Annotated in this window: 11 protein-coding genes, 1 other RNA gene and 1 pseudogene; 10 read left to right on the top strand and 3 right to left on the bottom strand. The window is 40.6% G+C overall.

Features of this window, described 5'->3' with window-relative positions:
• Positions 1 to 51: 51 nt before the first annotated feature.
• Positions 52 to 906, bottom strand: a complete 855-nt coding sequence (gene rfbD / locus ACLV7H_RS08315; RefSeq protein WP_411866905.1) for a dTDP-4-dehydrorhamnose reductase — start codon at positions 904 to 906, stop codon at positions 52 to 54.
• Positions 907 to 1,143: 237 nt separating this feature from the next.
• On the opposite strand from rfbD, the gene ACLV7H_RS08310 reads away from it, so the two are divergent.
• Positions 1,144 to 3,126, top strand: a complete 1,983-nt coding sequence (locus ACLV7H_RS08310; RefSeq protein WP_411866904.1) for a peptide ABC transporter substrate-binding protein — start codon at positions 1,144 to 1,146, stop codon at positions 3,124 to 3,126.
• Positions 3,127 to 3,507: 381 nt separating this feature from the next.
• A pseudogene (locus tag ACLV7H_RS08305) lies at positions 3,508 to 4,778 on the top strand (IS3 family transposase).
• 462 nt (positions 4,779 to 5,240) lie between these two features.
• Here the strand turns inward: ACLV7H_RS08305 and pbp1a are convergent.
• Together pbp1a and recU are read right to left on the bottom strand one after the other, a co-directional pair.
• Complete coding sequence (gene pbp1a / locus ACLV7H_RS08300; RefSeq protein WP_411866903.1) at positions 5,241 to 7,406, bottom strand: penicillin-binding protein PBP1A; 2,166 nt, start codon at positions 7,404 to 7,406, stop codon at positions 5,241 to 5,243.
• The gene (gene recU / locus ACLV7H_RS08295) at positions 7,403 to 7,999 is read right to left on the bottom strand and encodes a Holliday junction resolvase RecU (protein WP_411866902.1); all 597 of its coding nucleotides are present in this window, start codon (positions 7,997 to 7,999) and stop codon (positions 7,403 to 7,405) included. The genes pbp1a and recU overlap by 4 nt, the downstream gene beginning before the upstream one ends.
• A gap of 66 nt (positions 8,000 to 8,065) precedes the next feature.
• Here recU and ACLV7H_RS08290 point away from each other — a divergent pair, with 66 nt between their 5' ends.
• The 8 genes from ACLV7H_RS08290 (at position 8,066) to cbpF (ending at position 15,394) form a co-directional block, all read left to right on the top strand.
• Positions 8,066 to 8,593 (top strand): SLOG family protein, encoded by a 528-nt coding sequence (locus ACLV7H_RS08290; protein ID WP_411866901.1) that lies wholly within the window; start codon positions 8,066 to 8,068, stop codon positions 8,591 to 8,593.
• Between the two features lie 69 nt (positions 8,594 to 8,662).
• On the top strand, positions 8,663 to 8,992 hold the full coding sequence (gene gpsB / locus ACLV7H_RS08285; protein ID WP_045593171.1) for a cell division regulator GpsB: 330 nt from the start codon (positions 8,663 to 8,665) through the stop codon (positions 8,990 to 8,992).
• A 20-nt stretch (positions 8,993 to 9,012) separates the two neighbouring features.
• An RNA gene (gene rnpB / locus ACLV7H_RS08280) (RNase P RNA component class B) lies at positions 9,013 to 9,394 on the top strand.
• An 82-nt stretch (positions 9,395 to 9,476) separates the two neighbouring features.
• Positions 9,477 to 10,634, top strand: coding sequence for a THUMP domain-containing class I SAM-dependent RNA methyltransferase (locus ACLV7H_RS08275; RefSeq protein WP_411866900.1), 1,158 nt, complete (start codon positions 9,477 to 9,479; stop codon positions 10,632 to 10,634).
• A 12-nt stretch (positions 10,635 to 10,646) separates the two neighbouring features.
• The gene (gene mapZ, locus ACLV7H_RS08270) at positions 10,647 to 12,098 is read left to right on the top strand and encodes a cell division site-positioning protein MapZ (RefSeq protein ID WP_045593174.1); all 1,452 of its coding nucleotides are present in this window, start codon (positions 10,647 to 10,649) and stop codon (positions 12,096 to 12,098) included.
• Between the two features lie 75 nt (positions 12,099 to 12,173).
• Positions 12,174 to 13,598, top strand: a complete 1,425-nt coding sequence (gene gndA / locus ACLV7H_RS08265; protein WP_049484246.1) for an NADP-dependent phosphogluconate dehydrogenase — start codon at positions 12,174 to 12,176, stop codon at positions 13,596 to 13,598.
• A gap of 11 nt (positions 13,599 to 13,609) precedes the next feature.
• Complete coding sequence (locus ACLV7H_RS08260; RefSeq protein WP_007520625.1) at positions 13,610 to 14,299, top strand: DNA-binding response regulator; 690 nt, start codon at positions 13,610 to 13,612, stop codon at positions 14,297 to 14,299.
• A 99-nt stretch (positions 14,300 to 14,398) separates the two neighbouring features.
• Complete coding sequence (gene cbpF / locus ACLV7H_RS08255) at positions 14,399 to 15,394, top strand: choline-binding protein CbpF (protein ID WP_411866899.1); 996 nt, start codon at positions 14,399 to 14,401, stop codon at positions 15,392 to 15,394.
• Positions 15,395 to 15,468 lie beyond the last annotated feature (74 nt).

Genomic DNA, 15,468 nt, shown 5'->3' with positions numbered 1-15,468 from the left:
AAAAAGCAAGAGACCTCATGGTCTCTTGCTTTTTATGTATGTCGTAATCTCTTATTTTCTTACTTCTTGTTTATAAAACTCTTTAAGGGCATCTTGCCAGGCTGGAATGACGAAACCTGTCGCCTTTGCTTTGGTCAAACTCATGGTTGAATTGAGGGGGCGTTTAGCCTTGGCAGGGAACTTGCTGGAGTCTACTGGAATCACTTCAACATCACTGTCTTTAAGAATCTCGACAGCAAAGTCATACCAAGTGGTGTCTTCAGCTGCGTCATTTGATAAGTGGTAGTAGCCAAATTCTTTTTGATTTTCAGTTAGGTAGGTCATGAACTCAGCCAAGGTACGTGTCCAGGTTGGGCGGCCATGTTGGTCGTTGACCACTGTAAGCGTTTTATGGGTTTTGGCTAGATTTTGCATGGTAAAGACAAAGTTTTTTCCATAATTTCCAAAAACCCAAGCAGTGCGGATGATGTAATGCTGTGACGTAAGGTTTTCAACAAGTTCTTCCCCCATTCGCTTGGTACGTCCATACTCTGTCTGCGGATCAGGTAGGTCATCGACTTCCCATTCTTGTCCAACGGGCTTTTTCCCATCAAAGACATAGTCTGTCGAGATATAGACCAGAGTAGCTCCGTATTTCTCAGAGGCCTTGGCTACATTTTCAGTACCAGTTACGTTGATGGCAAAATCCAGTTCTTTCCCCTCGTCTTCTGCTGCATCCACAGCAGTGTAGGCTGCACAATGATAGACTAGAGTTGGTTTAACCTCAGCAAATACCTTCTCAACCATTTCAGCATTCGTGATATCCATTTCGGCCACATCCACTGCAACATAGTCCACATTTCGTTCATCTAGTAAATAACGTAGTTCAGTACCGAGTTGACCATTCGCACCTGTAATTAATATCATTGTCTTCTCCTTAACTTTTCTTCTATCTAATCATAACAAAAAAATGATAAAAAATCTGATTTTCGCTCCTTGTTTTGCTGGTTTAAGATATAAAAATATAGTATTAGAGAATAATAATTTTATAATAGAAACCCATTTTATCAGAATTTACCAAATTAATTCAAAAATTCTGAAAATTTTATTGACATGTTTCTGAAAAGGGACTATAATGGGGTGAAAGTTTTAAAGGAGAAAACAATGAAAAGTTCAAAACTACTTGCCCTTGCGGGTGTGACGTTATTGGCAGCTGCGACTCTTGCGGCCTGCTCTGGATCAAGTTCAAATGCTAAAGGTGAGAAAACATTCTCATACATTTACGAAACGGATCCTGATAACCTAAACTATTTGACAACTGGTAAGGCAGCTACAGCGAATATTACTAGCAACGTTATTGATGGCTTGCTCGAAAATGACCGCTATGGGAACTTTGTACCATCTATGGCTGAGGATTGGTCTGTATCTAAGGATGGATTGACTTACACGTATACACTCCGAAAGGATGCGAAATGGTATACATCTGAAGGTGAGGAATATGCAGAAGTTAAAGCTCAAGACTTTTTAACTGGTCTTAAGTATGCTGCTGATAAGAAATCAGATGGTCTTTACCTGGTTCAGGAATCTATCAAGGGATTAGATGCCTATGTTAAAGGAGAAACTAAAGATTTTTCTCAAGTAGGAATCAAAGCTCTTGATGATTATACCGTTCAATACACATTGAACAAGCCAGAAAGTTTTTGGAATTCTAAGACAACAATGGGTGTTCTGGCTCCTGTTAATGAAGAGTTTTTGAACTCTAAAGGGGATGATTTTGCTAAAGGTACGGACCCAAGCAGTATTCTCTATAATGGCCCATTCTTACTCAAATCAATCGTAGCAAAATCATCAGTCGAGTTCGAAAAGAATCCAAACTATTGGGACAAAGACAATGTTCATCTTGACAAAGTGAAATTATCCTTCTGGGATGGTCAAGATACCAATAAGCCAACTGAAGCTTTCAAAGACGGTAGCTTTACAATGGCTCGTCTCTTCCCAACAAGTGCTAGTTACACAGAGACTGAAAAAACATTCAAAGACAATATCGTTTATACCCAACAAGATTCTACTACTTATTTAGTGGGCACAAATATCGATCGTCAGTCTTATAAGTACACTTCTAAGACAACAGATGAGGAAAAAACATCAACCAAGAAGGCCCTTTTGAATAAGGACTTCCGTCAAGCTATTGCATTTGGTTTTGACAGAACAGCCTACGCTTCTCAAGTAAATGGTGCAAGCGGGGCTACTAAACTGCTTCGTAACTTATTTGTTCCTCCTACATTTGTACAGGCAGATGGGAAAAACTTTGGGGAATTAGTTAAGGAAAAATTGGTGACCTATGGAGACGAGTGGAGCAAGGTAAACTTGGATGATGCTCAAGATGGACTCTACAGTCCTGACAAAGCCAAAGCAGAATTCGCTAAAGCTAAGACAGCCCTTCAAGCGGAAGGTGTGAAATTCCCAATCCACTTGGATATGCCTGTAGATCAAACCAATACAACAAAAGTTCAACGTGTTCAATCTTTTAAACAGTCAGTTGAAGAAAATCTAGGATCAGATAATGTGGTTATCGACATCCAACAGCTCCAAAAAGATGATGTTCAAAACATTACCTACTTCGCTGAAACTGCGGCTGGAGAAGACTGGGATATCTCAGATAACGTGGGTTGGTCTCCAGACTATATCGATCCATCTACTTATCTTGATATTATCAAGCCTTCTGTAGGAGAAAATACGAAAACATATTTAGGATTTGATTCTGGGACAAACAATGCTGCAGCTAAGCATGTTGGTTTAGAAGATTACGAAAAAATGGTTGTGGAAGCTGGTGAAGAAACTACTGATGTTTCAAAACGTTATGAGAAATATGCTGCTGCCCAAGCTTGGTTGACAGACAGTGCCTTGCTCATTCCAACAACTTCTCAAACTGGTCGTCCAATGTTGTCTAAGATGGTACCATTTACACTTCCATTTGCATATTCTGGTAACAAGGGTATGAGCGAAGCCCTTTTGTACAAATATCTAGAAGTACAAGATAAAGCCGTGACAACAGAAGAATACCAAAAAGCTCAAGAAAAATGGTTGAAAGAAAAAGAAGAGTCAAATAAAAAGGCTCAAGAAAATCTCGCAAACCATGTGAAATAACTTTAAAAAAGTAAAGGACTTAGCCGTCGACATGATGGTTAAGTCCTTTTTGCCTAAATTATTTTTCTAATTTTATCTTCATGATATCTGTAATATGTTTATTTAGTATAGATATTACAGGATTTTTTAATATTGAAAACGCTCATAGAATTTTTAAATACATTATCTACCTCAAAATTATCAGTAAATGAAATCATATAAAATAACTAAAAAGAACCTAGAATGCCTTGAAAAAGGAATAAAAAGTCACTTTCAATTTGCAAGAAGTGCCCGTCTGAAAAAAGTGGTAAATGATTAATTTTATATTTTATTTAATATACTCTTAGTGAACTGCACCCCAAAAGTTAGACAGAAAAAATCTAACTTTTGGGGTGTTTTATTATGAAATTGAGTTATGAGGATAAAGTTCAGATCTATGAACTTAGAAAACAAGGATATAGCTTAGAGAAGCTTTCAAATAAATTTGATATAAACAATTCTAATCTTAGGTACATGATTAAATTAATTGACCATTATGGAATAGAAATCGTTAAAAAGGGAAAGAATCGTTATTTCTCCAGAACTAAAACAAGAAATGATTGATAAAGTTCTTCTTGGAGGCGTTCGCAAAGAAGTGTTAGTCTTGACTATGCTCTCCCAAATCAAGGAATGCTTTCAAATTGGCTGGCACAATACAGGAAAAACGGGTGTACTATTGTTGAGAAAACAAGAGGGAGACCAGCTAAAATGGGACGTAAACGGAAGAAAACCTGGGAAGAAATGACAGAACTAGAGCGACTTCAATAGGAGAATGAACGCTTACGGACTGAGATGGCCTACCTAAAAAAGTTAAAAGAGTTAGAGGAGAGGGACGAGGCCTTAGAGCTAGAAAGACAGAGACGGTTAGAGAAATGGTTTCAGGAGGATTTCGACTAGATTTTCTTCTTGAAACAGCTGTATGGGGTTGATAAGGATCAAGAATTTAAAACCGAAATTCAGGCCATTTATGATGACCATAAAGGAAATTATGGCTCTCGTCGGATTCACTTAGAACTAAGAAATCGTGGTTATGAAGTCAATCATAAAAAGGTTCAACGGCTCGAATTCGTCGGAAATGGAAGTATTATTCCTACCAAGGAGAGATTGGCAAGAAAGCAGAGAATCTCATTCAACGCCAGTTTGAAGCATCCAAGCCAATGGAAAAGTGCTACACAGATGTGACATAATTTACCATTCCAGCAAGCAGTCAAAAACTATACTTATTACCAGTTTTAGATGGCTTTAACAGCGAAATTATAGCTTATAGTCTATCTACTTCGCCTAATTTGAAACAAGTGAAAACCATGTTGGAACAGGCATTCATAGAGAAACACTACGAGAATACGATTTTCCATAGTGATAAAGGATGGCAATACCAACACGATTCTTACCATCAGTTTCTAGAGAGTAATTGAATTCAGCCATCTATGTCACGCAAGGGTGACGGTATGATGGAGTCCTTCTTTGGTATTTTGAAATCGGAGATGTTTTACGGTTATGAGAAGCACTTTAGGTCTTTAGAAGACCTTGAACAAGCTATTGTGGACTACATTGATTACTACAACAATAAACGAATCAAAGTCAAACTAAAAGGACTTAGCCCTGTGCAATACAGAACTAAATCCTTCGGATAAATAAATTGTTTAACTTTTTGGGGTCAGTACATAGGTGTGGCAAAATATTAAAAAGACGTTGTAGTAAAAGAAATTAAGAATTGATTCTAGAAATTTTTCTAATTTTAAGGAAATGATTTTTATTTGTATAAATGTCAAAAAGAGAGAACAATATTTGTTCTCTCTTGATGTTTGTTATTCTATTTTTACTACAATTGACACTAAACCAAGTTTTAGTATATGATTAAACTTATATTAGAGTTCAGTAAAGACAAGAATATAAAAGTTTATCATCGAAATTTAAAATTCTTCTTAATGGTTGTACATCTTATTTTAACCAAAAATCATCTAGTTTTTTCTTAACAAAGAAGAAGATTTTAGTAATAATTAATGATATGGGCTTTAACCCCACAATAGATTGTGGTTAGATCAGTGATAACACCGTGATTAAGAGTGCTTGCAATACTTTTAAATTGGGTTTAACTACCGTCTTCGTGGTTGTACTTGGGGTGATTGATTTTGCACATCAGTTCTTGGGTTTGGCTGTTGTGTGTTCTGTTCACTTGTACTGGTGCTTGGAGTTGATGAAGACCGCGATGATGAGTTATCAGTAGTTGAACTTTCTGAAGTCGAGCTCGAACTTTCAGGTGTTGGGGCTTGTTGCGGAGCAGGAGCAGTCCATGCAGAACGAGCACCGTTTTTAAAGACGAACTCTCCACCTCTGTAGAGTCCTTCTGGCATAGTCCAGTCGCCAGGGTTGTTATCCTCAGACAGATAAGTCATCATTGAACGGTAGACCTTAGCTGCAACATAGAAGCCATCACCAACGATAGGAGTCAGGCGGTTTGAGTAACCGGTCCATACAGCCATTGAATATTTGCGAGTATAACCAACAAACATTTCGTCTGGAGCTACATAACCAGTATTTTTGATGTAGTTTTCAATTTCATCGTCTGTATAGTTTGATGTACCAGTCTTACCAGCTTGAGGTAGCCAAGGGAGATAAGCACCACGACCTGTTCCGTATGCCAAGACAGTTTTCATCATTTCTGTCATCATATAGGCGGTCGTCTCTTTCATGGCACGAGTACCAGGATCAGCGTATTCTTTTGAGCTACCATCGCTAAAGACGATTTTGTTGATATACATTGGTTTATGGTAGATACCGCCGTTAGCAAAAGCAGCGTAAGCAGCAGCCATTTTCTCACTACTTGCTCCGTACTTTTTGTTTGACTCAGTCGTGTTACTTGAAATAGCGTTGGCATAGTGCATATCCGGATAGTCAATACCGATTCCATTTAGGAAGGTCTTGGCTCTATCCAAACCGACTTTGTTCAAGGTTTCTACAGCAGTAACGTTCCGTGATTGTTGGAGAGCATATTGGATGGTGATATTTCCAAAATAACTTCTATCCCAGTTGTAAACAGGGGTATCTGTTCCAGGATAGTTATAAGGAACATCATGTACAATCGAAGCAGTTGAGTCGTAGATGTCATACTCCAAGGCAGGAGCATAGTCTGTGATCGGCTTCATGGTAGAACCCCAGTCACGGTTGGTTTCAACAGCTTGGTTGATTCCGAAGGAAACATTGCTTGATTGGTGACGAGAACCTAACTGAGCAATGACTTTCCCGTTTGTCACATCCACAATCGTTGAAGCTACTTGCATTTCATCATCTGGATAGTTGACATACTCGTCGGTATTGTAGATATCCCAGAGATGTTGTTGAACTTTAGGATCAACGTTGGTGTAGACATCCATACCAGTCGTTAAGAGATTGTAGCCTGTTTCTTGTTCAACTTGATCGATTACCTCTTTGAGATAGTTGTCCATGTATGGAGGATAACTATTAGCCGATTTTAGACTTTGAAGTCCATCTGTAATCGGAGTATTAATCGCTTTTTCATATTGCTCAGCTGAAATGTAACCTTGCCCCTTCATCTCAGAGAGGACGAGATTACGACGTTCTTGAGCAGCTTCTGGATGCGAGTAGGGATCATACTGGTTTGGTGCTTGAGGCATCCCGGCAAGGAGAGCCAATTGAGGAATACTTAAATCTTTGAGATCCTTGCCATAGTAACTTTGGGCAGCAGTCTGCATTCCGTAGTTACCGTTTGACATGTAAACCTTGTTGATGTAGTAGGTCAAGATCTCTTGTTTAGTCGCTTTTTGTTCTAGCTGAACGGCTAACCAAGCTTCCTGAGCCTTACGAGAAAGAGTTTGATCAGAAGTTGACGTAGAGAAATAGGTTAACTTGATCAACTGCTGCGTCAAGGTTGAAGCTCCTTGCAGACCTCCACCACCACGAAGGTTTCGTAGGGTAGCACCTAGGATACGGATAGTATCGACTCCTCGGTGATTAAAGTAGCGATGGTCCTCAATCGATACAATAGCGTTGACCAAATCGGTCGGTATTTCGTTTGCTTGGGCATTGACCCGACGTTCCGATCCAAGATCAGCGATAAGCTCGTCATTGCTATCATAGATCTTACTTGACGTTGTAGCGACTAGTTTACTTTCAGAAAGTTGGGGAGCCTTGCTAACATAGTAGAGGAAGAGACCTCCACCAAGCATTACAGCTGCGATAAATACAGTTAAGAGACTGATACTGACATACTTAGCTATTCGCAGAAAAGTTTGTTTGTTCATCTTGTTTTACCACCTAGTAAATGTTCTTTGATAATGTCGAGGTAGGGAATTTGAGGAAAGGCACCAGGCTCAATCCTATATCCATTTTCTCGAATATATCCAAGTGGCATTGACTTTTGTCCCTTATCCTGATGATAGAAACGAATCAAGTCAATAGCCGGTAATAAGTAGGTTTCTTGCTGAGAAGAAAAGTGAAGGAGTACAAAGCAGATTCCTTGCTGGGCAAGGACTTGTTCCATATGCTGGATCTGATGGAGATGAAAATTCTTCATCGGTATCGCATGTTTTTGCCTGGTTTCCTTTGCTTCAAAGTCGATGTAGTATCCATCATAAACCCCTGAATAGTCAGTAGTTGAAGCTTGTCTAAAGTAGGCTTCAACAATCTTGGCCCGACTTCGTTGGGGATAGTCGACACGTACGATTTGGATGGGAGTCGGTTTCTTGTGAATAACAGCTAACCCATGCGACAAATAGTAGTCGTTCGTAGCATTGATCATCTTTTCAAAAGACATTCCCCGATTTGCGAAATTTTTAGTTTGTGAAAGGGGTGCTTGTTTCTTTTGAGATGAAATTTTATGTGGATAGTTGACCATAATTCTCCTTATTGGTACAATAACATCACTCTATTATATCATAAATTTACAAAGAAAGGGTTAAAAATGACATCAGCTTTGATTTTAGGCTATTCAGCCTTCGACCTTGGTCTCTTTAATGACAAGGATACTCGCGTTGATATTATCAAAACAGCCATTCGGAGAGACCTGGAACGTCTAGCTGAGGATGGGGTGAACTGGCTTGTCTTTACAGGGACTTTGGGCTTTGAGTACTGGGCGCTCCAGGTAGCGAAAGACATGAAAGCAGACTATGGTTTTCAGTTGGCGACCATTTTTGATTTTGAAACTCATGGTAGTAATTGGAATGAAGCAAATCAAGCGAAATTGAGTGAGTTCAAGCAGGTTGATTTTGTCAAATACGCCTATCCACAATATGAGCACAAGGGACAATTACGGGATTATCAGAAATTTCTGCTGGAAAATACAAATACTTGTTATATTTTTTACGATGAAGAAAAGGAAAACAAGTTACGATATTTTTACCAAATGATGAAAAATCAAGCGGACTATGTTACAAGAAGATTAACATTTGAGGACTTGAATGAAATAGTAGAAAATTTTTCTGAAAAGTGAGCATTTGACCTTGATTTTTACTTGTCTTTTTTTATATAATGATACTAGTAACCCAGAATGGAGAGTGACATGGCAAGTATTATATTTTCAGCGAAAGATATTTTTGAACAAGAATTTGGACGTGAAGTACGTGGATACAGTAAAGCAGAGGTAGATGAATTCCTAGATGATGTGATTAAGGATTATGAAACCTACGCAGCTTTGGTCAAATCCCTTCGTCAAGAGATTGCTGATTTGAAGGAAGAATTATCTCGTAAACCACAGGTGACTCCAACTCAACCAGACTCTATTGAGATAACAGCTTCTACTTCAATGACGAACTTTGATATTTTGAAACGCTTAAATCGTCTCGAAAAAGAAGTATTTGGTAAGCAAATCTTAGACAACCAAGATTTATAATTGACTAAGGAATGAGTGCAATTTTTGGATAATCGCGTGAAGAGGTTCTCTTTTCATGAGGAAAGTCCATGCTAGCACAGGCTGTGATGCCTGTAGTGTTTGTGCTAGGCGAATCCATAAGCCTAGGGACGAGAAATCGTTACGGCAGTCGAAATGGCTAAGTCTTCGGATAGGTCAGAATAGGCTTGAAAGTGCCACAGTGACGGAGTCTTTCTGGAAACAGAGAGAGTGGAACGCGGTAAACCCCTCAAGCTAGCAACCCAAATTTTGGTCGGGGCATGGAGTGCACGGAAACGAACGTAGCACTCTGACTGCTAGCAGATTTATGCTGTTAGCGGTAGACAGATGGTTATCAAAGGAAGTGGTCCTAGTCACTTCTGGAACAAAACATGGCTTATAGAAAATTGCATATAGGTTGGGGCTGAGAAATCTTTCTCAACCTCATTTTTAAAGTGAACAAGAGAAAGGTCTTGCAAGACTAGAAATGAAAGAACAATTTAATTTAATCGCAACTGCTGCGGCGGGTCTCGAGGCTGTCGTTGGACGCGAGGTGCGAGACCTTGGTTATGATTGCCAGGTTGAAAATGGGCGTGTCCGCTTCCAAGGAGATGTGAAGGCAATCATTGAGACCAATCTTTGGCTTCGCGCAGCGGATCGCATCAAGATTGTAGTCGGAAGCTTTCCAGCTAAGACCTTTGAAGAGCTTTTTCAAGGTGTTTTTGCTCTAGATTGGGAAAACTATCTCCCGCTAGGAGCACGTTTCCCGATATCAAAGGCAAAATGTGTTAAGTCTAAACTCCACAACGAGCCCAGTGTTCAGGCTATTTCTAAGAAGGCTGTTGTGAAGAAATTACAAAAACACTATGCCCGTCCAGAAGGAGTTCTCTTGATGGAAACTGGTCCCGAGTTTAAGATTGAGGTATCTATCCTGAAAGATGTGGCAACTGTCATGATTGACACGACAGGTTCTAGCCTTTTTAAACGTGGTTATCGTACGGAAAAGGGTGGAGCACCCATCAAGGAAAATATGGCAGCGGCCATTTTACAACTCTCTAACTGGTATCCAGACAAGCCCTTGATTGATCCGACCTGTGGTTCAGGAACTTTCTGTATTGAGGCGGCTATGATTGCTAGAAAGATGGCGCCAGGTCTTCGTCGTTCCTTTGTTTTTGAGGAATGGAACTGGGTCAGCGATCGATTAATCCAGGAAGTTCGCACAGAGGCGGCTAAGAAAATTGATCGTGAAATTGAACTGGACATTATGGGCTGCGATATCGATGCTCGCATGGTGGAGATTGCCAAGGGAAATGCTCAAGCGGCAGGCGTTGCAGGTGATATCACCTTTAAACAAATGCGGGTACAAGACTTGCGCTCGGACAAGGTAAATGGAGTCATTATTTCCAATCCGCCATATGGAGAGCGTTTGTCTGATGATGCAGGAGTTACCAAACTCTATGCTGAGATGGGACAGGTGTTTGCGCCACTAAAAACCTGGAGCAAATTTATCCTGACCAGTGATGAAGCATTTGAAAGTAAGTACGGAAGTCCAGCTGATAAAAAGCGAAAACTCTATAATGGGACCTTAAAAGTGGATTTGTATCAATACTTTGGTCAGCGTGTGAAACGCCAAGAGGTAAAATAGAAAGGTGAACTCATGAGTAAGAAAAGACGTGATCGTCATAAAAAAGGACATCAAGAACCACAATTCGACTTTGACGAAGCAAAAGACTTGACTGTTGGTCAAGTCATTCGTAAGAATGAAGAGGTCGAAGCAGGAGTATTGCCTGAGGACAGTATCTTAGACAAATACATCAAACAACACCGTGAAGAGATTGAAGCTGACAAGTTTGAAACTCGTCAGTTTAAAAAAGAAGAACTGGCTTCTACTCAAAACCTAGAGGAAATGATCCAAGAAGTGCGAGAATCTAGTGAGACTTCTGATCAGGTAGACGATTCAGACCTGGTTGCTGAGGAATCTATTGAAGAGATAGAAAATGAAGAGACTACTCAGTTTGTCCCACCACTTCAAGATGAAGAAAGTGCTGAAATAGAGCCTCTCGTTTTAACAGAAACAGACCCCAAGGAAATAAATGAGGAACAAGAGGAGGAGGCCTATACACCTCTATCACGCTCGACTCAAACAGAACCTGAAACAGGCTCTAAGAAGAAAGGTGTCCTCATCATTGTTTCTGTAGTAGCTGCAATCCTTGTGCTTGCTGGAACATATTATGTCTACCGTCAAGTATCTCGTTCAAACCAAGAAATCCAGTCTTCTCAAGCAGCCTCTTCGGATGATCAAGGGACACAAACAGCTTTGAAAGACTTCAATGATCTCTATGATACTTTCTATACGGATGCTAATAAGACTGCACTGAAAAACAGCCAGTTTGATAAATTGAGCCAACTGAAAACCTTGCTAGATAAGTTAGAAGGTAGCCGTGATTATACACTAGCTAAGTCAAGATATGATAGCCTAGCAACTCAAATCAAGGCCATTCAAGATGTTAATGCCCTCTTTGAAAGTCCAGCAATCACTGACGGTGTCTTGGATACCAATGCGAAAGCCAAAGCAGACGCTAAGTTTACAGAAATCAAGACAGGGAACACAGAACTAGACAAACTCTTGGATAAGGCCATTAGTCTTGGTAAGAGTCAACAAACCAGTGCTTCCAGCTCAAGTACTAGCTCTAGCTCTAGCACGAGTCAAGCAAGCTCAAGCTCAGCTACAGAAAGCAATGCAAGCAGTACGACACCTTCAACAAGCACCACGGCACCAGCTAGAGACACAAATGGTGGTTTGTCTGGCGATGGGGTTAATCTTCAAAGAAGTGCTAGTCGTGTACCGTACAACCAATCAGCTGTAGACGATAGCAACAACCCTGCTTGGACGTTTGCGGATGGTGTATTGGAACAAGTCCTAGCAACATCACGTGCTCGAGGCTATATCACTGGAAATCAATATATCCTAGAACGTGTCAATATCGTAAACGGAAATGGTTATTACAACCTCTATAAACCAGATGGAACCTATCTCTTCACCCTTAACTGTAAGACGGGTTACTTTGTAGGGAATGGTTCTGGTCATGCAGATGACTTGGACTACTAAGCGACCGTTACAAAATTCTTTCCTTTCATAGGTAAAAATGATAAAATAAAACATATTAAACAAGAGGAGTGTCACATGACAAAAGCTAACTTTGGTGTCGTTGGTATGGCCGTAATGGGTCGTAACCTTGCCCTAAATATCGAATCTCGTGGCTATACAGTTGCCATTTACAACCGTAGTAAAGAAAAAACAGAAGATGTCATTGCTTGCCATCCTGAAAAGAACTTTGTGCCAAGCTATGACGTGGAAAGCTTTGTAAACTCAATCGAAAAACCTCGTCGTATCATGCTCATGGTTCAAGCTGGACCTGGTACAGACGCAACTATCCAAGCCCTTCTTCCACACCTTGATAAGGGTGATATCTTGATTGACGGAGGAAACACTTTCTACAAAGATACCATCCGTCGTAACGAGGAGTTGGCAAACTCAGGGATCAACTTTATCGGTACTGGGGTTTCCGGTGGTGAAAAAGGTGCCCTTGAAGGTCCTTCTATCATGCCTGGTGGACAAAAAGAAGCCTACGAATTGGTTGCTGATGTTCTTGAAGAAATCTCAGCAAAAGCACCAGAAGATGGCAAACCATGTGTGACTTACATCGGTCCTGATGGAGCTGGTCACTATGTGAAAATGGTCCACAACGGTATCGAGTATGGTGACATGCAATTGATCGCAGAAAGCTATGACTTGATGCAACACTTGCTTGGTCTTTCTGCAGAAGAAATGGCTGAAATCTTTACTGAGTGGAACAAGGGTGAATTGGACAGCTACTTGATTGAAATCACAGCTGATATTCTTGGACGCAAAGACGATGAAGGTCAAGAGGGACCAATTGTTGACTATATCCTTGACGCTGCAGGTAACAAGGGAACTGGTAAATGGACTAGCCAATCAGCACTTGACCTTGGTGTACCATTGTCCCTTATCACTGAGTCAGTTTTTGCTCGCTACATCTCTACTTACAAAGAAGAGCGTGTACATGCTAGCAAGGTGCTTCCAAAACCAGCTGCCTTCAAGTTTGAAGGAGACAAGGCTGAGTTGATCGAAAAGATCCGTCAAGCTCTTTACTTCTCAAAAATCATTTCTTACGCACAAGGTTTTGCCCAATTGCGTGTAGCTTCTAAAGAAAACAACTGGAACTTGCCATTTGCGGACATCGCATCTATCTGGCGTGATGGCTGTATCATCCGTTCACGTTTCTTGCAAAAGATCACAGATGCCTACAACCGTGATGCAGACCTTGCCAACCTTCTCTTGGATGAATACTTCTTGGATGTCACTGCCAAGTACCAACAAGCAGTGCGTGATATCGTAGCTCTCGCTGTTCAAGCTGGTGTACCAGTGCCAACCTTCTCAGCAGCTATTACCTACTTTGATAGCTATCGTTCAGCAGACCTTCCTGCTAACTTGATCCAAGCGCAACGTGACTACTTTGGTGCTCACACTTACCAACGTAAAGACAAAGAAGGAATCTTCCACTACTCTTGGTATGACGAAAAATAAGTAGGTCTGCCATGGGGAAACGGATTTTATTACTTGAGAAAGAACGAAATCTCGCTCATTTTCTCAGTCTGGAACTCCAAAAAGAGCAATACCGTGTTGATCTGGTCGAGGAGGGGCAAAAAGCCCTCTCCATGGCTCTCCAGACAGATTATGACTTGATTTTACTGAATGCTCGTCTGGGGGATATGACGGCCCAGGATTTTGCAGAGAGGCTGAGTCGGACAAAACCAGCCTCAGTGATCATGGTCTTGGACCATCGCGAAGAATTGCAAGACCAGATTGAGACAATCCAGCGCTTCGCCGTTTCTTACATCTATAAGCCAGTGATTATTGATAATCTAGTAGCTCGTATTTCAGCGATTTTCCGAGGTCGGGACTTCATTGACCAACACTGTAGTCAAATGAAGGTTCCAACGTCTTACCGCAACCTACGTATGGATGTAGAACATCATACCGTTTATCGTGGCGAGGAGATGATTGCTCTGACGCGTCGTGAGTATGACCTTTTGGCCACTCTCATGGGAAGCAAGAAGGTCTTGACTCGTGAGCAGTTGTTGGAAAGTGTTTGGAAGTACGAAAGTGCGACAGAAACCAATATCGTGGATGTTTATATCCGTTATCTACGTAGCAAGCTTGATGTAAAAGGTCAAAAAAGCTACATTAAAACCGTGCGTGGTGTTGGTTACACCATGCAAGAATAGAAAAGCAGTTGCAGTTTTGTAACTGCTTTTTTTGAGAAGTTTCTATATATTGACATACAGTCAGGTCTTTGCTACAATCAGTTATGGAGGAAAGATCTAATGAAAAAATTTAAAATAATGATGCAAGTTGGACTCGCAGTCTTTTTCTTTGCTTTGCTAGCGACAAGCACAGTCTTTGCGGATGATTCTGATTCAGAAGGCTGGCAATTTGTCCAAGAAAATGGTAGAACCTACTACAAGAAGGGGGACCTCAAAGAAACCTACTGGCGAGTGATTGATGGGAAGTACTATTATTTTGATCCTTTATCCGGAGAGATGGTTGTCGGCTGGCAATATATACCTGCTCCACACAAAGGGGTTACGATTGGTCCTTCTCCAAGACAAGAGATTGCTTTTAGACCAGATTGGTTTTACTTTGGCCAAGATGGGGTACTACAAGAATTTGTTGGCAAGCAAGTTTTAGAAGCAAAAACTGCTACAAATACCAACAAACATCATGGGGAACAATATGATAGCCCAGCCGAAAAACGTGTTTATTATTTTACAGATCAGAATAGCTATCACACCTTAAAAACTGGTTGGGTTTATGATGAGGGGGACTGGTATTATTTGCAGAAGGATGGTGGCTTTGATTCTCGCATCAACAGATTGCCTGTTGGGGAGATAGCACGTGGTTGGATCAATGATAAATCAACTTGGTACTACCTAGACCCAGAAACTGGCATTATGCAAACTGGTTGGCAATATCTTGGTAATAAATGGTACTACCTCCGTTCATCAGGAGCTATGGCGACTGGTTGGTATCAGGAAGGCTCATCTTGGTACTATTTAGATGCTCAAAATGGTGATATGAAAACAGGTTGGACTTATGTTGGTAACAAGTGGTACTATCTTCGTTCATCAGGAGCCATGGTAACTGGTTGGTATCAGGAAGGTTCGACTTGGTATTATCTAAACGAAAATAATGGTGACATGAAGACAGGCTGGTTCCAGGTTAATGGCAAATGGTACTACGCTTATAGTTCAGGTGCTTTAGCAGTGAATACCACTGTAGAAGGCTATTCGGTCAACTATAACGGCGAATGGGTTCAATAATGAAAGAGGCGATTGTGAAGGAAACAATCGCTTTTTTTGTGAAAATATAATAAAATAGATAGGAGAAAATACTA

The sequence above is a fragment of the Streptococcus oralis genome, from assembly GCF_965111685.1.
Lineage (GTDB): Bacteria > Bacillota > Bacilli > Lactobacillales > Streptococcaceae > Streptococcus > Streptococcus oralis_B.
This window is presented reverse-complemented; position numbering and strand designations above follow the sequence as displayed.